This window comes from Methylopila capsulata (genome assembly GCF_016907975.1).
Taxonomy (GTDB): Bacteria; Pseudomonadota; Alphaproteobacteria; order Rhizobiales; family Methylopilaceae; genus Methylopila; species Methylopila capsulata.
Window position 1 is genome coordinate 1,098,337 of the sequence record NZ_JAFBCY010000001.1, and the last position, 19,887, is coordinate 1,118,223.

At 69.5% G+C, this 19,887-nt stretch carries 18 protein-coding genes and 1 tRNA gene; 11 read left to right on the top strand and 8 right to left on the bottom strand.

The genetic code is table 11. The annotated features are described in order from the left end of the window. Positions 1-120 precede the first annotated feature (120 nt). Positions 121-1,140, top strand: coding sequence for a flagellar motor protein MotA (locus JOD31_RS05195; RefSeq protein WP_204949194.1), 1,020 nt, complete (start codon positions 121-123; stop codon positions 1,138-1,140). 85 nt (positions 1,141-1,225) lie between these two features. Next, complete coding sequence (locus JOD31_RS05200) at positions 1,226-2,248, top strand: peptidoglycan -binding protein (protein ID WP_204949195.1); 1,023 nt, start codon at positions 1,226-1,228, stop codon at positions 2,246-2,248. Between the two features lie 358 nt (positions 2,249-2,606). On the opposite strand, the gene JOD31_RS05205 is transcribed toward JOD31_RS05200, so the two are convergent. Next, on the bottom strand, positions 2,607-3,029 hold the full coding sequence (locus tag JOD31_RS05205; protein WP_204949196.1) for a GNAT family N-acetyltransferase: 423 nt from the start codon (positions 3,027-3,029) through the stop codon (positions 2,607-2,609). Continuing rightward, positions 3,026-4,861, bottom strand: coding sequence for an ABC transporter transmembrane domain-containing protein (locus tag JOD31_RS05210; protein WP_204949197.1), 1,836 nt, complete (start codon positions 4,859-4,861; stop codon positions 3,026-3,028). The genes JOD31_RS05205 and JOD31_RS05210 overlap by 4 nt, the downstream gene beginning before the upstream one ends. A 212-nt stretch (positions 4,862-5,073) precedes the next feature. Between JOD31_RS05210 and rpmE the strand changes: the two genes are divergently transcribed. Together rpmE and mbfA are read left to right on the top strand one after the other, a co-directional pair. Next, entirely contained in the window at positions 5,074-5,307 is a 234-nt protein-coding gene (gene rpmE, locus JOD31_RS05215) for a 50S ribosomal protein L31 (RefSeq protein ID WP_020184256.1), read from the top strand. Positions 5,308-5,446: 139 nt separating this feature from the next. Next, the gene (gene mbfA / locus JOD31_RS05220) at positions 5,447-6,424 is read left to right on the top strand and encodes an iron exporter MbfA (RefSeq protein WP_204949198.1); all 978 of its coding nucleotides are present in this window, start codon (positions 5,447-5,449) and stop codon (positions 6,422-6,424) included. Positions 6,425-6,450: 26 nt separating this feature from the next. On the opposite strand, the gene rcdA is transcribed toward mbfA, so the two are convergent. Together rcdA and JOD31_RS05230 are read right to left on the bottom strand one after the other, a co-directional pair. Continuing rightward, positions 6,451-6,972, bottom strand: a complete 522-nt coding sequence (gene rcdA / locus JOD31_RS05225) for a protease adaptor protein RcdA (protein WP_204949199.1) — start codon at positions 6,970-6,972, stop codon at positions 6,451-6,453. Positions 6,973-7,296: 324 nt separating this feature from the next. Further along, positions 7,297-7,491, bottom strand: coding sequence for a DUF1192 domain-containing protein (locus tag JOD31_RS05230; protein ID WP_204949200.1), 195 nt, complete (start codon positions 7,489-7,491; stop codon positions 7,297-7,299). Between the two features lie 169 nt (positions 7,492-7,660). Here JOD31_RS05230 and JOD31_RS05235 point away from each other — a divergent pair, with 169 nt between their 5' ends. From JOD31_RS05235 to JOD31_RS05245, 3 genes are all read left to right on the top strand, one after another. After that, positions 7,661-7,915 (top strand): hypothetical protein, encoded by a 255-nt coding sequence (locus JOD31_RS05235; protein WP_204949201.1) that lies wholly within the window; start codon positions 7,661-7,663, stop codon positions 7,913-7,915. Positions 7,916-8,046: 131 nt separating this feature from the next. Further along, the gene (locus JOD31_RS05240) at positions 8,047-8,742 is read left to right on the top strand and encodes a DUF1013 domain-containing protein (RefSeq protein ID WP_204949202.1); all 696 of its coding nucleotides are present in this window, start codon (positions 8,047-8,049) and stop codon (positions 8,740-8,742) included. Between the two features lie 233 nt (positions 8,743-8,975). Beyond that, positions 8,976-10,532 carry a hypothetical protein gene (locus JOD31_RS05245; protein ID WP_204949203.1) on the top strand — a complete coding sequence of 519 codons (1,557 nt, stop codon included), beginning with the start codon at positions 8,976-8,978 and terminating at the stop codon, positions 10,530-10,532. Positions 10,533-10,588: 56 nt separating this feature from the next. Here JOD31_RS05245 and JOD31_RS05250 read toward each other — a convergent pair whose 3' ends face one another. After that, the gene (locus JOD31_RS05250; RefSeq protein ID WP_271206162.1) at positions 10,589-11,275 is read right to left on the bottom strand and encodes a glutathione S-transferase family protein; all 687 of its coding nucleotides are present in this window, start codon (positions 11,273-11,275) and stop codon (positions 10,589-10,591) included. After that, entirely contained in the window at positions 11,272-13,164 is a 1,893-nt protein-coding gene (locus JOD31_RS05255) for a propionyl-CoA synthetase (protein WP_204949204.1), read from the bottom strand. The genes JOD31_RS05250 and JOD31_RS05255 overlap by 4 nt, the downstream gene beginning before the upstream one ends. Before the next feature lie 242 nt (positions 13,165-13,406). On the opposite strand from JOD31_RS05255, the gene JOD31_RS05260 reads away from it, so the two are divergent. Together JOD31_RS05260 and JOD31_RS05265 are read left to right on the top strand one after the other, a co-directional pair. Beyond that, positions 13,407-14,198 (top strand): EAL domain-containing protein, encoded by a 792-nt coding sequence (locus JOD31_RS05260; protein ID WP_487345444.1) that lies wholly within the window; start codon positions 13,407-13,409, stop codon positions 14,196-14,198. Between the two features lie 281 nt (positions 14,199-14,479). After that, the gene (locus JOD31_RS05265) at positions 14,480-15,316 is read left to right on the top strand and encodes a DUF1206 domain-containing protein (RefSeq protein ID WP_204949205.1); all 837 of its coding nucleotides are present in this window, start codon (positions 14,480-14,482) and stop codon (positions 15,314-15,316) included. On the opposite strand, the gene JOD31_RS05270 is transcribed toward JOD31_RS05265, so the two are convergent. Continuing rightward, on the bottom strand, positions 15,317-16,228 hold the full coding sequence (locus tag JOD31_RS05270; protein ID WP_204949206.1) for an MBL fold metallo-hydrolase: 912 nt from the start codon (positions 16,226-16,228) through the stop codon (positions 15,317-15,319). It abuts the gene before it with no gap. Positions 16,229-16,325: 97 nt separating this feature from the next. On the opposite strand from JOD31_RS05270, the gene JOD31_RS05275 reads away from it, so the two are divergent. After that, a tRNA-Gln gene (locus JOD31_RS05275) sits at positions 16,326-16,400 on the top strand. Between the two features lie 267 nt (positions 16,401-16,667). Further along, complete coding sequence (locus JOD31_RS05280) at positions 16,668-16,988, top strand: hypothetical protein (RefSeq protein WP_204949207.1); 321 nt, start codon at positions 16,668-16,670, stop codon at positions 16,986-16,988. A 451-nt stretch (positions 16,989-17,439) separates the two neighbouring features. On the opposite strand, the gene JOD31_RS05285 is transcribed toward JOD31_RS05280, so the two are convergent. Further along, positions 17,440-19,824, bottom strand: a complete 2,385-nt coding sequence (locus tag JOD31_RS05285) for a hypothetical protein (protein WP_204949208.1) — start codon at positions 19,822-19,824, stop codon at positions 17,440-17,442. Positions 19,825-19,887 lie beyond the last annotated feature (63 nt).

The window sequence follows — 19,887 nt, forward strand, 5'->3', positions numbered from 1 at the left end:
CTTTCCCTCTCCGGCGCCAAGCAAAGATCCGGCGCAATTGAGCTTTCCGCGCCCTTTCTCCGGGCGAGGAAGCGTGATGTAACGGTCGGGTCCGAACGCACGCGAACCTGCGGTTTGTCGATGTCCCTGACCGAACTCGACCCTTACAAGCTCTCCTCGCCGCGGGTGTTCCTGCTGCGCATGGTGATCTTTCTCGCGCTGGTCGGCTTCGTCGGCCTGATCCTGCACGAACAGATCGCCCGCGCCTTCCTCGCCAACGCGGGCCTCAACGCCCTGATCTTCGCGGTGCTGGTGATCGGCATCCTGCTCGCCTTCCGGCAGGTGGTGCGGCTGTTCCCCGAGGTGCGCTGGGTGAACGCCTTCCGCATGTCGGATCCGGGCCTCGCGCTGCGCGAGCAGCCGAAGCTGCTGGCGCCGATGGCCTCGCTGCTCGGCGACCGCTTCGGCCATGCGCCGATCGGCACCACGCTGATGCGCTCGATCCTCGATTCGATCGGCACCCGGCTCGACGAGGCCCGCGAGATCGGCCGCTACCTCACCGGCCTGCTGGTCTTCCTCGGCCTGCTCGGCACCTTCTGGGGCCTGCTCGAGACCGTCGGCTCGATCTCCGGCGTGATCTCCTCGCTCGGCGGCGGCGGCACGCAGGACACCACCGTGCTGTTCGAGGAGCTGAAGAACGGCCTCGCCGGGCCGCTCGCCGGCATGGGCACCTCGTTCTCCGCCTCGCTGTTCGGCCTCGCTGGCTCGCTGGTGCTCGGCTTCCTCGACCTGCAGGCCGGCCAGGCCCAGAACCGGTTCCACAACGAGCTCGAGGACTGGCTGGCGGCTGCGGTCGCCGCCAACGACGCCGGCGCCTCCGACGCACCGCTCGTGACCAACGCCGGCGTCGCGCCGCACGTCGGATCCCCGGACGTCGCGGCCGCGCTCGACCGGCTGGGCAAGACCATGTCCGAGCAGACCTCCGGCAAGGCCGCGGCCCAGGCCACCGCGCATCTCGCGGAAGGCATCCAGGGCCTCGTCAAGCACATGCGCTCGGAGCAGCAGCTGATCCGCGACTGGGTGGAGGCGCAGGCCCGCCAGCAGGAGGCCATCCGCGGCCTGCTGGAGAAGCTCGCGAACGAGACCGAGCGGACGTCGTGATCCCCTCCGCTTCAACGCTGCGCGCCGCGCTCTTCCCCCCTCCCCCTTGCGGGGAGGGGGACCTTGCGCCCCGGAGGGCGGCCCCATGGCGCTGAGCTCGCGGCGGCGCTACCAGCCGGTCGACTACTGGCCCGGCTTCGTCGACGCGCTGTCGACCCTGCTGCTGGTCATCATCTTCCTGCTCACCGTGTTCATGGTCGCGCAGTTCCTGCTCGGCCGCGAGGTCTCGGGCAAGGACACCGCGCTGCAGCGCCTCAACGCGCAGATCGCGGAGCTGACCGACCTGCTGGCGCTCGAGCGGTCGAGCGTGCGCTCCGCCAAGGACGACATCTCCTCGCTGAGCGCGAGCCTGCAGGCGGTCCAGAGCGAGCGCGACCGGCTGAAGGCGGCGGCCGAGGCCGGCGCGAGCCGGGCCGACGCCGCCGGCGGCCAGGCCTCCGCGCTGCAGGGCCAGCTCGACCGCGAGCGCGACCTCTCCGCCCGCGCCCAGAGCCAGATCGAGCTGCTGAACCAGCAGATCGCCGCGCTCCGCCGGCAGATGGCCGCGCTCGAGGACGCGCTGAACGCCTCCGAGAACCGCGACCGCGAGAGCCAGGCGAAGCTCGCCGATCTCGGCTCCCGGCTGAACGTGGCGCTCGCCCAGCGCGTGCAGGAGCTCAACCGCTACCGCTCGGACTTCTTCGGGCGGCTGCGCCAGATCCTCGCCGACCGGCCGGACGTGCGGGTGGTGGGCGACCGGTTCGTGTTCCAGTCCGAGGTGCTGTTCGACGTCGGCCAGGGCCAGCTCAGCGAGGCGGCGAAGCCCGAGCTCGACAAGATCGCCCAGGCGCTGGTGCAGCTGAACGGCGAGATCCCGTCCGACATCAACTGGGTCATGCGCGTCGACGGCCACACCGACATCCGCCCGACCCGCGGCGCGTTTCCGTCGAACTGGTCGCTGTCGGCCGCGCGCGCCATCGCCGTCGTGGAGTATCTCGTCTCGAAGGGCGTGCCGCCCCAGCGCCTGCTCGCCGCCGGCTTCGGCGAGTTCCAGCCGCTCGACACGGCCCAGACCGAAGACGCCTACCGCCGCAACCGCCGGATCGAGCTCAAGCTGACGGAGCGGTAGGGCGTTTAGGAGCGTCGCTGAACGCGCTCCCGCGAACTCCCAAGCACGCCGTCGTCCTCCGGCTTGACCGGAGGACCCATCTTCGACGTCGAGCTCTACGCCTGACACGGATGGTCCGGTCAAGCCGGACCATGACGGCCTGGATCCGAGCGCTGACCGGGTGCGCGTTTGGCGAGCCGCAGTGGTTGGCGCTCGAAGCTCGACGTCAGGGTCCCCCTCTCCCCTTGCGGGAGAGGGTTGGGGTGAGGGGTCGTCCGGGACGCCCTCGTCAGCGTTCAGGATGCCCCGGACGACCCCTCATCCGGCGCTTACGCGCCACCTTCTCCCGCAAGGGGAGAAGGGCAGAGGCGCCCTGCCCTCAGAACGTCTTCCTGAGAAAGAATCGCTCGCGGCCCCGCGGATGGCCGGGGATCGAGCCGAAGACCTCGAAGCCGCGCGTCTCGTAGAAGCCGCGGGCCTGGAAGTCGAAGGTGTCGAGCCAGATCCCGGCGCAGCCGCGCGCGCGGGCTTCGGTTTCGGCTTGCGCCAGCACCGCGCCGCCCAGCCCCTGGCCGCGCAGGGCCTCGGGAACCACCAGCAGCTCCACATAAAGCCAGTCGAAGGTGGTGCGGCCCCAGAGGCCGCCGAGGGTCTCGGCCGTCTCCGGATCGCGCAGCAGAACCGCGAGCGGCCGCGCGCCGGAGGGGCCGACGACCGCGTCGTTGTAGGCGACCAGCTCCCGGAGGATGACATCGCGGTCGGACGGCTGGCCTGCGTCCGTGACGACGACGTCCGGCGTCATCCCGCGACGGCGCGACGGGCGTTGGCGTCCACGTCCATCTGGCCGAACTGCAGGTCGGCGAGGCGGGCGTAGAGGCCGCGGCGGGCGACCAGCTCGGCGTGGGTCCCCTCCTCCACCACGCGGCCGCCGTCGAGCACGAGGATGCGGTCGGCGGCGAGCACGGTGGCGAGGCGATGGGCGATGACCAGCGTGGTGCGGTCCTTGCGGCTCGCGGCGAGCGCCTCCTGCACCAGCGTCTCGCTTTCGCTGTCGAGCGCGGAGGTCGCCTCGTCCAGCAGCAGCAGCGAGGCGTCCTTGAGGAAGGCGCGGGCGAGCGCGACCCGCTGGCGCTGGCCGCCGGAGAGCGTCACTCCGCGCTCGCCGAGCGGCGTGTCGTAGCCCTGCGGCAGTGCGGTCAGGAAGCGGTCCGCGCCCGCGAGCCGGGCCGCCTGCTCGACCTCGGCGTCGGTCGCGTCGGCCCGGCCGAGCCGGATGTTCTCGCGCGCCGACAGCGCGAACACGACGGGATCCTGCGGCACGAGCGCGATTCGGGCGCGCAGGTCCGCGAGGTCGGCGTCGCGCAAGTCGACGCCGTCGAGCGTGACGCGGCCGGCAAGCGGGTCGTAGAAGCGCAGCGCGAGGTGGAACAGCGTGCTCTTGCCGGCGCCCGAGGGGCCGACGATCGCCAGCGTCTCGCCGGGCTTCGCGGCGAAGGACACGCCGTCGAGCACGCCACCCTCGGCCGCCGCGGCGTAGGCGAAGCGCACGGACTCGAAGGCGAGCGCCCCGCGCGCGGGCGCCGGCAGCGGCGTGGGCGCCGCCGGGTTCTCGATGCCCAGGCGGGTCGCGAGGATCTCGCCAAGCCGCTCCGCGGATCCGGCCGCCTGCGAAATCTCCCCCCAGACGTTGGAGAGCTCGCCAATCGCGCCGGCCGCGAACACGGCGTAGAGCACGAACTGGCCGAGCGTGCCGGGCGACATCGCGCCCGACAGCACGTCGGTCGCGCCGTACCACAGCACGCCGACCACGCTCGCGAAGATCAGGAAGATCGCGATCGCGGTCAGGATCGCCCGCGCCGTGATGGAGGACTGGGCGGCGGAATAGGCCTCTTCCACCGCGAAGGAGAAGCGGCCGGCGACGCGGGCTTCGGCGTTGTAGGCCTGGACGGTGCGCATCGCGCCGACCGCCTCGCCCGCGACGGCCGAGGCGTCGGCCAGCGTGTCCTGCGCCGCGCGGGAGCGGCGGCGCACGGAGCGGCCGAAGGCGACCAGCGGCAGCACGATCAGCGGGATGGCGCCGAGCACGAGGGCGGAGAGCTTCGGGCTCGTCACCACCATCATCGCGGCCGCGCCGAAGAACAGGAACAGGTTGCGCAGCGCGACGGACGCCGAGGCGCCGAAGGCGGCCTTGATCTGCGTGGTGTCGGCGGTGAGCCGCGACACGATCTCGCCGGAGCGGGCGCTGTCGTAGAAGGAGGGCGAGAGCTTGGTCAGATGGGCGAAGACGGCCGAGCGCAAGTCCGCCACCACGCGCTCGCCGAGCGTCGTCACGAACCAGTAGCGCGAGGCGCTGGCCAGCGCGAGCACGCCGACCACGATCAGCATGGTGCCGAAATACTGGTCGACCATGCCGGGATGGTCGTTCGAGAAGCCGAAGTCGATCAGCCGCCGCACCGCGACGGGAATCGCGAGCGTGGCGGCCGAGGCCGCGACCAGGGCCACGAAGGCGCCGGCGATGCGCCCCTTGTGACGGAGCGCAAACGGGCTGAGGGCTGCGAGGGGCCTGAGGGAGCGGGACCGCGCCGCGGACGCCGACGCCTCCCCGACGTCAGCTGAGCGAGATCTGCGCGCCATGACGGACCTTCTTTGGGATCGTTCCAGACGACATGGCCGAGGGTTATGCCGTTTCTTGGGCCCCGGCGCCAACCCCACCTTGGCGCGGCGCAATCGCACGGCCGCGGTTGTTCCCGGTCGCGTCTTGGGTTATAGGCTGCCGCCTTAAGAGATCACCCGCTTCCGACGAGGCGCCTTTCGAGCGCGCCCGAGCAGCTGAACAGAGACGCGTCATGAAGGCCGATATCCACCCCGACTACCACGCGATCAAGGTCCTGATGACCGACGGGACCGAGTACGAGACCCGTTCGACCTACGGCAAGTCCGGCGACACGCTGCAGCTCGACATCGACCCCCGGACCCATCCGGCGTGGACCGGCGGCTCGGCGCAGCTGACCGACCGCGGCGGCCGTCTGTCGCGCTTCAACAAGCGCTTCGCCAACTTCGGCATCTCGAAGACCAACTGATTCGCCCGCTCTTCACGGGCCAATGAAAAACCCCGGCCGCGCCCAGCGCGGCCGGGGTTTTTCGTTTGTCGCGCCCGGGGCGCTTGATCGGGGGCCTCCGCGTTCTTAGTTTAGAAGACATCTAAACAAGGATTGGCGCATGTTGTCCCTGCTGGGCGGTCGAAGACGCTTCGACGACCTGTCCGAGCGCGAGATTCTCGCGCTCGCGATCTCCTCTGAAGAGGACGACGCGCGGATCTATGCGGACTACGCCGCGCGGCTCGACGCCGACTACCCCGCCTCCGCGACCGTCTTCCGCGGCATGGCGGAGGAGGAGGACCGCCACCGCAGCCGCCTGCTCGACCTGTTCGTGCGGCGGTTCGGCCCGCACGTGCCCCTGATCCGCCGCGAGCATGTCGCGGGCTATTACGCGCGTCGCCCGACGTGGCTCGTCGACCAGCTCGGCATCGAGCGCATCCGCGCCGAGGCGGAGCGCATGGAGGAGGACGCGGCTCGGTTCTACGAACTGGCCGCCAAGCGCACGAGCGACGCCGACACGCGGAAGCTGCTCGGCGACCTCGCCCAGCAGGAACGCGGCCACCAGGCGACCGCCGATCATCTGGCGGACGCCAATCTCGGCTCGGCCGCCCGGACCGCGGAGGCCGACACCGCGCGCCGGAAGCTGATCCTGACCTGGGTTCAGCCGGGCCTCGCCGGCCTGATGGACGGTTCGGTCTCGACGCTGGCGCCGATCTTCGCCACCGCCTTCGCCACTCAGAATTCGCACACCACCCTGCTCGTGGGCCTCGCCGCCGCGATCGGCGCCGGCATTTCGATGGGGTTCACGGAGGCCGCGCACGACGACGGGGTGATCTCCGGCCGCGGCTCGCCGTTGAAGCGCGGCCTCGCGTCCGGCGTCATGACCGCCGTCGGAGGCCTCGGCCACGCCCTGCCCTATCTGATCGGCGATTTCTGGACCGCGACCGCGATCGCAGCGCTGGTCGTCGTCGTGGAGCTGTGGGCGATCGCTTGGATCCAGAACCGCTTCATGGAGACGCCGATGATGCGGGCGATCGTGCAGGTGGTGGTCGGCGGCGCGCTGGTGTTCGCGGCGGGGGTGCTGATCGGCGGCGCCTGAGCCGCCCGCCCGCTCGGCCGGAGGCCTTAGCCGCCGAACGCCTGGCGCAGCCGCTCCATCTGGCCGTGCAGCGGGTGGGGAGCCTGTTCGTCGGCCTCCGCGGGCGAGGCGAGCTGGCGATCGAGCAGCTGGACCCGCTCCTGCAGGCGGGAGGTGCGGTCCACAAGATCGCGCAGGCGCTCCGGCAGGCGCGCCAGCACGTCGCCCGGCAGCGTGGAGCCGATCGGCGACAGCCGCACCTTCTGCTTCTCCTCGCGCGCCTGATCGTAGGACATCTCGCCCTCGTTCACCGCGCGCTGCACCAGCAGCCAGGAGGCGATCTGCATCAGGCGCGTGGTCAGGCGCATGCTCTCGGTGGCGTAGGCGATCGACTCGGTCCGGCCGAGCTCCCGCGACTCGCCCCGGCCCTCGCCGTCGAGATAGGCCGCCGTCTCCTCGACGAGGCCCATGCCTTCGCGGAACAGGGACATGAAGGAGGCGGAGCCGACCAGACGCATGCCGAAGGACACGGCGCCGGCCTCGGCATCGGAACGCTCTCGGTCGATCATTTCGCACCCTCTCTCAAACGCCCGCCGACAGGCTAAGGGCATACCGCCCAAGGCCCGCAGCATCAACGCAGAGCGCTCCGCAAATCGTGGACCAGACGGCGAGTTGTCCCTCGCCCTCGTCCCGAAGAGGTTAACGAAACATGACGCGAAAAAAAGGCCGCCAAGACGGCGGCCTGAAAGTGTGATGACAGGGAGGCGTAAAACAGAGTGGACAGGAACCACTCGCGATCCAGAAAACTGGACGCAGCCATTAATGAACGAAGAAGGTTAACCGGCGGTTAATCCGAGCGGGCCCGTGAGGATTCAACCGATCGGCGAACCCGATCAGCGCCGGAACAGCTGGTCGGCGGCGCTGCGCTGCGCGGTTTTCGCCGCGACCTCGGCCTCGAGCCGCGCGATCTCCGCCTGCAGCGTCGCGATCCGCAGCTGAAGCTCGTCGATCGACACCGCCCCCAGGTCCTGCCCGATCACGTGGCCCGTCTGCGGCCGCGCCGCGGCGCCGTCGTCGAAAAGAGACATCCAGACCTCCCTCGGTTCGTTCCAGATCGACACAGCGTGCCGCAGAGAGACTCACCTAAGCAGTCGCACGAAGGTGCCGGCGCACGTCAAACGGGATAGCCCTTCGGACTGTGCGGTCGAGCGTCACTTAACATCCGCTCGTAAGACGGTCCACGCGAGGGAGGCCGGCATGACGCCGATGGAGCAGTGCTTCTCGATCTGCTGCGCCCTTGCGCGCTCGGGCCACGCCGCCGCCATCGAGATCGGCCAGACCGAAATCCATCGCATGCTCAACAGCATAGACGACAACGCCTACGCCCGCGCCCGCGCGCTCGAAAACCTCGCGTTCGATCTTGCGGTCGCGGTGGAGGCGAACGACGTCGCGACCGCGCTCGATCGCGAGATCGTCGCGCTGCTGCGCGGCCTCGGCGCCGCCGCGATCTGAGCTCTCCGGATCTGCGAGACGCGTTGCCTGCGTCCTCGTGACGGCTTATACACGGCGAAACCCCCGTCATCGAGAACTCGATCAGGGCTCCGCCGCACCCCGGCGGCCGGAGCGAGAGGAGCATTGCACCCATGTCAAACGCGCCGCTGATGCCGAAGGCTACGGCTGTCTGGCTTGTCGAGAACACCTCGCTGTCGTTTTCCCAGATCGCCGACTTCTGCAAGCTGCACGAACTCGAGGTGAAGGCGGTCGCCGACGGCGAGGCCGCCCAGGGCATCAAGGGCCAGGACCCGATCACCTCGGGCCAGCTGACCCGCGAAGAGATCGAGCGCGCCCAGAAGAACCCGAACCACCAGCTGCAGCTTGCGGTCTCCAAGGTCCGCCTGCCGCCGGTGAAGCCGCGCAAGGGGCCGCGCTACACGCCGGTCTCCCGCCGCCAGGACCGCCCGAACGCCATTCTCTGGCTGGTGCGCAACCATCCCGAGCTGAAGGACAGCCAGATCATGCGTCTCGTCGGCACGACGAAGACCACGATCGCGGCGATCCGCGACCGGACGCACTGGAACGCGCAGAACCTGACGCCGGCCGATCCCGTGACGCTCGGCCTCTGCTCGCAGATCGACCTGGACTTCGAGGTGGCCAAGGCCGCCAAGGCGAACCCGGACGCGGTGCTGCGCAAGGAGGAGGAGCCGGAGACCCTGCTCTCCGCCGATGTCACTACCGCCGAAGACGCGCCCGAGCGCGAGCTCGACGTGGAGAGCGTCTTCGCCAAGCTCAAGCAGCTCAAGCGCGACGACGCCGACGAGGACGACGACGACCGCCGCTGACCTTCGCCCGGCGGCGCGCAGCCGCCGTCGCCGATCGTCTCCGCCGAAGGCCGCGCATCCCACGAGGGGTGCGCGGCCTTCGCGGTTTCAGGGCTCTGCGGACCGCGTGACGGCCGCGGCGCGCCGCAACCCTACAAATATCTCTGCCCAATATTACAACCTATGGTAATGCTCCATGAGGTCGCTCGCGCGCACGGGGGTGCAGGCGTCGGTCGACCTTGGGGGACGAGGCCATGGGCGCTTTTTCGGAGAAACTGAGAGGTTCGGTCGTCGGCGTCGTCGGCGTCTGCGTGTTCGTCGGCTTCGCCGTCGTGCTGGGGGTGGCGGCCTTCTGGGGCCTCGGGTCGAACACGCCGCTGATCTTCCCGATCTGCGCCAGCCTGTTCCTGGCGGTGGTGACGCCGATGACGGTGATCGCGGTCCGGCATCAGGTCCGGCTGTCCCGGATCAAGCTGATCGACATCTTCGCGAAGACCTTCGGCCTCAGCACCAGGCCGCTGCTTCCCCTGGACGGCGCCGCGGCTCCGGACCTGACCGATCCGAAGACCAACGTCTCCTTCGAGTTCGTCAAAGGGAAGTACTACGTCGACCTCGACCTGAAGGGCGGCGAGGAGCCGAAGCTTGAGGACCTGCCGCGCTTCCCGATGATGCTGCACGCGGACTGGATGCTGTTGCTGTGCGCGTTGCCGTTCATGGGCTTTTCGGCGTTCGGGGTGTTCATCCTGTTCGCCCCCGCGGCGGCCATCCTGACGCCGGGCGGCTCCATAAACGCGTGGCTCTGGCCGAGCATGCTGGCGCTGGGCGGCCTCCCGAGCGCCACGATCGCGAACGCCGCGGGCGCCGCCGCGCAGCACCTCAACGTCCTGACGGTGGCGTCGGTCGCCTTCGCCGGCGCCTATTTCTACTGCCTCCGCCTGCTGCTCCGGGCGGTGGCGTCGTTCGACCTGTCGCCGGTGACCTTCCTGCGCGCCTTCGCGCACATGGTGATGGCGACGACGCTCGCGGTCGTGATCTACCGCGTGTTTCCCTCCGCGGAGGGCGTGACGGCGACCGCCCGGGAGTTCTACCAGGCGCTCTCGGGCGGGACCGTCGACGCGGCGACGGCCGTCCCGGACGCCGCCGGCGGCGTCAAGTCGTTCTGGCTCATCCTGTCGTTCGCGCTCGGCTTCGTTCCCGAGGCCGCGATCCAGTACGCGCTGCAGAAGGCGGGTTTCCGGTTCAAGGCGCGTTACGACGAGGTCGAGACCCACGCCCGGACGATCCCGGTCACGATCCTCGACGGCGTCGACTCGCCGACCGCGTTCCGGCTCGAGGAATCCAACGTCTTCGAGGTGCAGAACCTCGCGACGCTCAATCCCATCATGCTGCACATCGAGTCGCCATTCGGCATCTACCAGACGATCGACTGGGTCGCGCAGGCGCAGCTCTGCACGGTGGTGGGGCCGGAGCGCTTCCTGCATCTGAAGATGCTGAACATCCGCACGATCTTCGACCTCGAGCGCGCGACGCTCTCGGAATTCGGCGTCGACGAGCTGAAGAACGCCGTCGGCGTCATCCTGGCGGAGGACTGCGCGCGCGACCAGGCGTGCCGCAAGGCCTTCGGGCTGCCGAGCCCGGCGGCGTCGACGGCATGGCCCGCGAACGCGGTCGCGCACCACGTCCGGATCATGGTCGACGACCTGCATGTGCACCGGCTCCGCCAGATCTGGCTGCTGATCGCGCGGCAGCTCGGGGAGGAGCACGATCATCTGAAGGACACCGCGCCGCCTCCCCCGCGGGCTCCGACATGACTGTCGGACAACGGGTTCCGCCACACGGGCGGCGCGGCCCGCTCACGGCGCCGCGCTTAATACTCCAGACGGCCGCGCAGTTCGTCGAACGGCAGCATCACGTGCTCGCGGTAGGCCGGGCGCTGGTAGAGCCGGTCGCGCCAGGCTTCGACGCGGGGCAGCGGCGGCCGCTCGATCTCCAGGCTGAAGTACCGGTAGAGCGTGGTCCCGGCCGCGATGTCGGCGAGGGACAGCCGATCGCCCGCCAGAAACGGCCGGTCGGCCAGCACCTCGTCGAGGAGACCGAACAGGGCCGCGCATCTCGCCAGACTGGCGTTGATCGCGGCCCAGTCGCGGCGCTCGTCCGGGGTCCGGTAGAAGCCCCAGAACACGCCCCCCAGGAAGGCCGGCTGCAGGGCGGTCTGCGCCCAGTCCATCCAGCCGTCGATCTGCGCCCGCGCTTCCGGGGCCGCCGGCCAGAACGCCCCGCCGCCGTAGCGGGCCGCGAGATAGCGCAGGATCGCATGCGACTCCCAGACCGCCACGCCGTCGCCGTCCTCCAGCACGGGGACCCGGCCATGGGGGTTCAGCCCGCGCGCCCTCAGCTCATCGAGCCGGCCGAAGGAGCCGCCGGCCGGAACGTGGCGATGGGGCAGCCCGAGCTCGCCCAGCAGCCAGAGCGCCTTCTGCACGTTCAACGAGTTCCGCCGGCCCCACAGCGTCAGCTCCGGGGACAGCCCGTCGCCGGGGCTCTCCACGCTCACCGCCGGCCCGCCAGCGCCGCGCCGATCTCGTCGAGCGTCGCCGGGTCCTCGATGGTCGCGGGCATGGTCCAGTCCTCGCCGTCGGCGATCTTCTGGATGGTGCCGCGCAGGATCTTGCCGGAGCGGGTCTTTGGCAGGCGCTGCACCGTCAGCGCGGTCTTGAAGGCCGCCACCGGGCCGATGCGGTCGCGCACCAGCGCCACGATCTCGCGCTCGATGTCCGCGAACGGCCGCGACACGCCGGCCTTCAGCACCACGAAGCCGGTCGGGGACTGGCCCTTGAGAGCGTCGGCCACGCCGACCACGGCGCATTCCGCGACGTCGGGGTGGCTCGCGATCACCTCCTCCATGCCGCCGGTGGAGAGCCGGTGGCCCGCGACGTTGATGATGTCGTCGGTGCGGGCCATGAAGAAGACGTAGCCGTCCTCGTCGATGAAGCCGGCGTCCGAGGTCTGGTAGTAGCCGGGAAAGCCCTCGAGGTAGGCCGAGCGGAAACGGTCGTCGGCGTTCCACAGCGTCGGCAGGCATCCCGGCGGCAGCGGCAGCTTGATGACGATGTTGCCGAGCGTCCCCGGCGCCGCCTCATGGCCGGCGTCGTCCAGCACCTTCACGTCGTAGCCGGGCATCGGCACGGTCGGCGAGCCGTGCTTCACGGGCAGCGGCTCGATCCCGAGCGGGTTGCCGACGATCGCCCAGCCGGTCTCGGTCTGCCAGCAATGGTCGATCACGGGAACCTTCAGCAGGTCCTCCGCCCATTGCACCGTCGGCGGATCCGCCCGCTCGCCCGCGAGGAACAGCGCGCGGAAACCGCCAAGGTGGTGCTGGCGGAACAGATCGCCCTTTGAGTCTTCCTTCTTGATGGCCCGCAGCGCGGTCGGCGCGGTGAACAGCGCGACCGCCTTGTGCTCGGCGATCACCCGCCAGAAGGCGCCGGCGTCGGGCGTGCCCACCGGCTTGCCCTCGTAGAGCACCGTGGTCGCGCCATGGAGCAGCGGGCCATAGACGATGTAGGAGTGCCCGACCACCCAGCCGATGTCGGAGGCGCACCAGAACACCTCGCCGGGCGCGATCCCATAGAGCCCCTTCATGGTCCAGGCGAGGGCGACGAGATAGCCGCCGGTGTCGCGCACCACGCCCTTCGGCGTGCCCGTCGTGCCGGAGGTGTAGAGGATGTAGAGCGGGTCGGTCGCCCTCATGCGGGCGCAGGCGGTCGTGCGGCCCTCGGCGGCCGCGACCAGATCAGCCCAGTCGTGGTCGCGGCCGGCGACCATCTCGGCGTCCAGCTGCGGGCGCTGCAGCAGGACGACCGCCTCCGGCGCATGCGCCGCGCCCGCCAGCGCCGCGTCGAGCAGCGGTTTGTAGGGCACGACGCGGGTCGGCTCGATCCCGCAGGACGCCGCCAGCACCACCTTCGGCGTGGCGTCGTCGATGCGCTTGGCGAGTTCGTTCGCCGCGAAGCCGCCGAACACCACGGAATGGATCGCCCCGAGCCGCGCGCAGGCGTAGGTCGCGATCACCGCTTCCGGGATCATCGGCATGTAGACGACGACGCGGTCGCCCGGCCCGACGCCGAAGTCCTGCAGCACCGCGGCGAAGCGCGCCACCTCGGCCAGAAGCTCGGCGTAGGTGTACGTGCGTTTGGCCCCCGTGACGGGGCTGTCGTAGATCAGCGCCGCCTGCTCGCCCCGGCCCGCGGCCACATGCCGGTCGAGCGCGTTGTGGCAGGCGTTGACGACCCCGTCCGGGAACCAGCGTCCATAGGCGCCGAGCGCGGGATCGAAGGCGCGGGTCGGCCGCTCGAACCAGTCGATCGCCCCGGCGGCGTCCAGCCAGAACGCCTCGCGATCGTCGAGCGACGCGGCGTAGAGGTCGCGATACGATGCCGACATGGGAGCCCTCCGTACGCGGCGCTTCGCGGCCGCTTGTGCTGGGATTAAGAGTTACCCGCTTCTCCGGCTCATCGCCACGAGTCCGGACGCCTCGAGCGTCACGCGCCCGCCGATCCCGGACCCCGTCGCCGTCGTGATCGACGTCAGGCCTGGCGCCATCGGCGCCGCTCGGGCCCTAACCAAAATGTAATATTTTACCGCCAGACTTTCGAAGTTACGCTCGCCTAAAATCTGGAGACCGCATGGGCGCCGGCCAAGAATCCCGCGATCTGCTGCAGGCGGCCGGCTGCGCCGGCTGCCGCACGCCGTTCCCCCGTGCGATCACCATGGCGTTCCAACCGATCGTCGACGTGACGGACGGCTCGATCTTCGCCTTCGAGGCGCTCGTCCGAGGCGTGGACGGCGCGGGCGCCGCCTCGGTGCTCGCGGACGTGACCCCGGACAACAGGTTCGCTTTCGACCAGTTGTGCCGGCGCACCGCTGTGGAGTTCGCCGCGCGGCTGCGGATCGAGGCCCGGCTGTCGATCAACTTCATGCCGAACGCCGTCTATAAGCCCGACGTCTGCCTCGGCACGACGCTGGCCGCAGCGAAGCGGCACGGTTTTCCGGTCGAGCGCATCATGTTCGAGGTGACGGAGGGCGAGCGCGTCGACGACCGCGTCCACCTCACCCACATCATGGCGGAGTACCGCCGGCAGGGCATGGCGACGGCAATCGACGATTTCGGCGCCGGGCATTCCGGCCTCAACCTTCTGGCCGAGTTCCAGCCCGACGTGATCAAGCTGGACATGGACCTGATCCGCGGGATCGACGTCAGCCAGCCGCGGCAGGCGATCGTCGCGAGCGTCGCGCGCCTCGCCGACACGCTCGGAATGGCGGTCGTCGCCGAAGGCGTCGAGACGGAGGCGGAGCTCGCCGTGGTGCGGACGATCGGGATACGGCTGGTGCAGGGCTATCTGCTCGCCAAGCCCGGCTTCGAACGCCTGCCCGAGGTCCGGCTGCCCGCGCCGCCCGCCAAGCAAAGAGCGGCCTGAACGAGCGGAGGGGCCGTCCCTCGCAGGACGACCCCTCCCATCTCCAATCGCGGTCGAGAGACCCGCGACCACCCGAACGTCAGGCGCGATGCCCAGCCGAAGCCGGAATCGAGGTCGCGGCGCTCTCCGAGCGCTGATCAAGACGATGAGACACCGGATCACCTCCTTTCGGTTGTTAACGACAGGTCAAAGGATGGGGACGGTTCTGAGTCGCTGCAAGCGCTAAAGATCCTTTTCTGAGAGATCCTTGAAGACGCCCCGCCGCGCCCGATGATCGGGTGATGACGCATCCCCCCGTTCGCCGCCTGGAACTTCTCGCCCGCATCGGCTTCGCCGCGCGGGGCGTCGTCTATTGCCTCGTCGGCGCCTTGGCCGCCCTTGCGGCCATCGGCTCGGGAGGCGGGGTCGGCGGCAGCAAAAGCGCGCTGCGGAGCCTTCTGGAGCAGCCCTTCGGCGCCGTCCTCCTGCTCGCGATCGCAGCCGGCCTCGTGTGCTTCGCCGCATGGCGCGTGATCGGCGCGGCGTTCGACGCCGACGGTCGGGGCCGTTCGGCCAAGGCGCGCGCCACCCGCGCCCTGCAGGCGGCGAGCGGCGTCGTCTATCTCGGCCTCGCCGCCACCGCCGCCAATCTCGCCCTCGGCCGCGGCGGCGGCGGCGCGGAGGACCAGGCCGCGCAGGACTGGACGGAATGGCTGATGACGCAGCCGGCCGGCGCCTGGCTCGTGGGGGCGATCGGCCTCGGCCTCATCGCGGGCGGCCTCGCCTACGGCTGGAAGGCCTGGAAGGGCGACGTCATGCGCCGTCTTGCCCCGCCGCCCGGCGCGACCGACTGGGTGCGCCACGTCGGCCGCGCCGGCTACGCGGCGCGCGCGCTGACCTTCGTGATCATCGGCGGCTTCGTGGTGACGGCGGCGCTGCACGCCGACAGCGACGAGGTGCGCGGCCTCGGCGGCGCGCTGCAGGCGCTGCGCGGCCAGCCCTACGGCTGGGCGCTGCTGTTCGTGACCGCCGCCGGGCTGTTCGCCTTCGGCTTCTTCGGCCTGGTCCAGGCCCGCTACCGCCGGATCGACGCGCCGGACCTCGCGGACGCCAAGGCGCTGCTGTCGCGCCGGGCCTGATCACGGCGCGCGGTAGAGGCCGTCGAGGGTCGGCGGCCCGTCGGTCGCGGCCTCGCCTTGCGCCACCAGGTCCTCGAGATGGGCGAAGACCGACAGGCCCGCCGCGAACACGAGCTTCGGATCGAGCCCGCGGTAGAGCTCCGTGACCAGCTGCGGGATCGTCCGCGGCCCCTCCGCCAGCCGGGCGCGGATCGCGGTCTCCCGCATGAGCCGGTGGCCGAGCAGCTGGCGGGAGAACCGCCGCGCCCCCCGCACCGCCGGGCCGTGTCCGGGAAGGTAGAGCTCCTCCGGTCGTTCGATCAGCTTGCGGAGCGAGGCGACATAGGCGCCCATCGCGCCGTCCGGAGGCGCGACGATCGAGGTCGACCAGGCCATCACGTGGTCGCCGGAGAACAGAAGCGCGCTCTCAGGCAACGCGAAGGCGAGGTGGTTCGCGGTGTGGCCGGGCGTCTCCACCGCGACCAGCGACCAGCCGGGGCCCGTGATCCCCTCCCCCTCGGCGAGCGCGCGGTCCGGCGCGTAGGAGCCGTCGACGCCCGCCTCCAGCCCCCGCGCCTCCCCGGCGTGGAGCGCGCGGAAGGCGCGGTGCGGCCCGGCCCCCACGACGGGCGCCCCGGTCGCGGCCTTCAGCGCCGCGACGCCGGCGGAGTGATCGCGATGGCTGTGGGTCACGACGATCGCCTCGACCGTCTCGCCGTCAAGCGCCGCGAGCAGGGCCGCCGTATGGACGGGGTCGTCCGGTCCCGGATCGATCACGGCGACGCGGCCGCGGCCGACGAGGTAGGTCGCGGTGCCGGTGAAGGTGAAGGCGGAGGGGTTCGGCGCGATCACCCGGCGCACCAGCGGCGCCGCCTCGCGCACGACGCCGGCCGGCGCGTCGGCGGAACGGTCGAACGCCAGATCGTCGCTCATGGTGCTCCTCCGCCGACGAACCGCGGGCGCCGACGGCGGTTGCGGACCGCGCGCGCCCCGGCTATCCATCGCCCATCCCGGCGCTTAACGCGAACGGTGGGGCGTCGCCAAGCGGTAAGGCAGGGGATTTTGATTCCCCCATGCGGAGGTTCGAATCCTCCCGCCCCAGCCAATTCTGTAAAATCCAGTCTTCTCAATAACTTAGTCTGAGTGAGAAACTATCTGTCGTACACGTTTATCGTACACGCCAGTGGGACCGGTTTCGCGCACATTTTCCTTCCCGTTTAAGCCCAAGCTTGCAGACCTAAGGCGGCGGGATAACCTAACGGCTCCCCGGACCCCGCAAGGCCGTCCTGCTAGAGGGGAGCAAGAGCGAGCGCCACGGTTCTTCACGGGCCGTGGCGCTCTTAATCCAAGATCGGGGGCAATCGGATAAGAGATGATCGTCGCGTTCATCCCTTTAGAAGAGCTATGGGACGATCACGGTACGTTCGGGACCCGCGAACGCCATTTGAAGGCAACGGAAATCCGCGGGCTACTCAAAGCCGGTCCGATGCGCTTCGTAGAGGCGGAAATAGGGGCGGCGCTGAGGTGGACCGAACAGGCCGGATGCTTCGCCCTCTGGCGGAGCGTGCAGGACCATATCGCCGATCCTGAAGGATTTTCGCTAGACGACTTCGCGGATGGCAGAGCGCTCGTCGCATCCCAATGGGCGGGGAGAGATGGCGAACGCCTGATCCTGTTCGAGGTGCACCATTGAACGGAAAGCTTACAGGGTAATGGGCATCGCTGATGCTCAGCCGCAGCGCTTGTCAATGATAGGCCGTTTAAGCGTCTTCTCCGCCGATATCGCGCCTCGCTTCAGCAAGCCGCTGGGCATAGCTGGCCGTGAATGGCTCCGCGAGTTCCTTTTCCAGCAGGGCTAGCACGCCTTGGAAGACGACCGCTTCAGCAGCGCATTCAAAGGCGCGAGCTGGGCTTGGGGGCAGTCCATGCAGGGCTCCCGCTTCTTGCCAGCGCGTAAGTGTCTCAAAGAGGACCAACCCCTCTGATCGGCTCAGCCGCAGCAGGATTGTACAGGGGCCTGGATCGCATTCGGCCAAATTGCTCCCTCCTCTCAACCGAAAAAAACAGACAGAGCAGCCGTAGCCGCCCTGCCCGTCTGCAATTCTAGTCCCAACGCCTCGGAAGGTCCCGCCCCTGTCCAGCCCTTACGGCGCTTGGTTGGGGATCGTCGGCTCGGCCGTGGCGTCGAATTGGTCGAGCAGCCACCGGGTCGGCGAGCCTTCGCGGAACATCTCTTTCGCCCCGAGTTTGCCCGTGAAGTCTCTCGCGGTCTTCGCTGCGGCGGCGCGCCGACCTGCCACCATGGCGGGCCGCTCGGCCTCTGCGGCAGCTTTCTTCGCCAGCCGCTCGGCGCTAGCTCTCGTAAGGTCCTCGAAGGTGAACGCCGCCTTGCCGTTAAGCCGGATCGGTCGCCCGTTCGTCCTGTCGATCAGGCTCCAGACGCCCGTTCCGGTCCCCGGCGCGACCACGATATCATCCGCCTCCAGCCCCTCGTCAGGGTTGTCTTCGACGAAGTCCCGGATGGATTGCTCCACGACCGCGGCGAAGTCCGGCGGTGCGTTGCGGTCGCCGAGATAGAGGTCGGTCCCGTTCACCTGCACGGTGCGGGACTTGTAGACCTTCGCGGCTTCCGTGAGGGCGTTGTCGGTCGAGAGGCCGAGGCGGAGGTAAAGCCCGCCGAGCTTCTCGATCTCGGCCATTGCGTAGCTCTCATTGGCCGGCTTGTTCCGGCCGAACCACTCCGAGGTGCCCCGCGCCTTCGATCGGAGATCGTCTTGGCGCAGACGGAGCGCCTGAGACTGGTCCCCCGTAAAGTCCCCTCGGGTGGCTGTCACCGCCGTCTGAAGGGCCTCCTTCTGGTCCTGCCCAAGGTACTGCTCAGCCACCCGCGCGGCTTCGTAGAACTCGATCGCCTTGCCGTCCTTCAGGTGAGCGCCCAGGAGCCGCGGGCTCTTCGCGTGGAGCTGCTTGTAGGTCTCGAAACCCGAGGCCACGGAGGGCGGGAGGTCGGCCCCAGATGTCGTCACGATCGACGCGCCAGCTGCTCCCGCTTCCATGACGTTCTTCCATTGCGGGTTCACCGCGCCGTTGCGGCTGAGCCAATCCACCTTGCGGTTGAACGTCTGTAGGGCGATCTGGCCCCGCTTGGCGTCCGCGTCGGGGGCCTTCTCGGCCGCCTTCATCTGCCGTGCGGCTTCTGCGTCCTCCAGCTCCATCTTCGTCGAAATGGCCTGTTCGCGGCGTTTTTCGCCCGACACGGCGACCCTCTCACCCTGCTTGTTCAGGACATAGCCGTCCCCAAGGAACGGGAGGCGGCCGTCCTCACCGAGGATGAGATCGTTCGAGAGGAGGCGGCTCGTGGACACTGCCGCCCTGCCTTCCAGACGGGCCTTCTCGCGCTCCTTTCGGAGGTGTTCGAGCGTCATTTCATTCCGGGTGATGTAGCCGGTGACGTCGCTTTCCTCCAGCACGCCGGGGTTCGCCTTGTGGAACTCGACGAGCTTCTTGGCGTCGAGCTTGCCGGCCTTCGCCTGATCGAGAAAGCTCATGCGGGTGTCCAAGCCACCGTCATGGGCGCGCTTGTCCCGCTCGCGCTCCGCCAGAGCGAGCACCCTCAGGGCATCCGCAGCGAACTCCCGGTTGTCCTTCAGAGCCCCGAGCTTGGTCCCGTCATCCCCCGTTCGGTCGCTCTCAAGGAGCGCCTTGGCGGTCGCGAAGTCGCCTTCATCGGCTAGCGACGAGGCGACGCGGAGCACCTCGCGGTCCTGGTCCTTGTTCGGGACGTTCAGAAGCTCGCGGTTGCCCTTGTACTTGCCCCGGATGAGCGCCTGGATTTCCTCGGGGGACTTGCCGTCCTCCTTGGCCGCCTTCACGGTCGTGAGGAAGTCGGAATAGACGTTGTCTCGGGTGTCCGAGTTCAGCCGCTCGGACTTGTATTGTGCCTGCGCGGAGCGGAGCTTGCCGGCGGCGGCCGAGGCCGTGGGCGTGTAGCCGGCGACGAAGTGCTTGTCGTCTCCGAACGCCTCCAGGTCTTCCTTCATGCCGTCCGCCGCGAGGCGATCGGCGCTGTCGTTGTCCTTGTCGAAGTCGTTCTCGTAGGCGGTCGCGTTCTGCTCAGCGCGCCACGAGGCCATACGCTGGCCGAACTGCTTCATCCACCCCGCGCGGAACCACGGGTTTTGCAGCTCCGTGATCTCGCCCTTCTTCATGGCGTCGCGGGCTTCCTCGAAGGTCATGCCCCCGAGCTTGCGGGTGGCCGCAGCCTCCGCCTCAGGGCGCGCCGAGTCGGCGTAGCTGTCGAGGAAGCGGTTGAGCGCCGGGTTCAGCGCGCCGAGGCCCCGCGCCAGGGCGAGGAATTGGTTGTCCTGCGGGGGCGCTGGGGCGCGGACGAAGGTGTCCACGGGGTTCGCGGTGGGCCGAAGCTGGGCTTCACGGCGGAGTTCAGGGGACTCGACGCGGGCGTTACGCCGGCTGCGCTCGACGTCGGGGCGGTCTTCAGTGATCGGCCTGAGGCCAGGAACGAGGGCCATTCGGCGCTCCGATGTGGTGGTGAAGGAGCCCGATGGCTCCGAGACAAAGAAAAACCCGCGCCC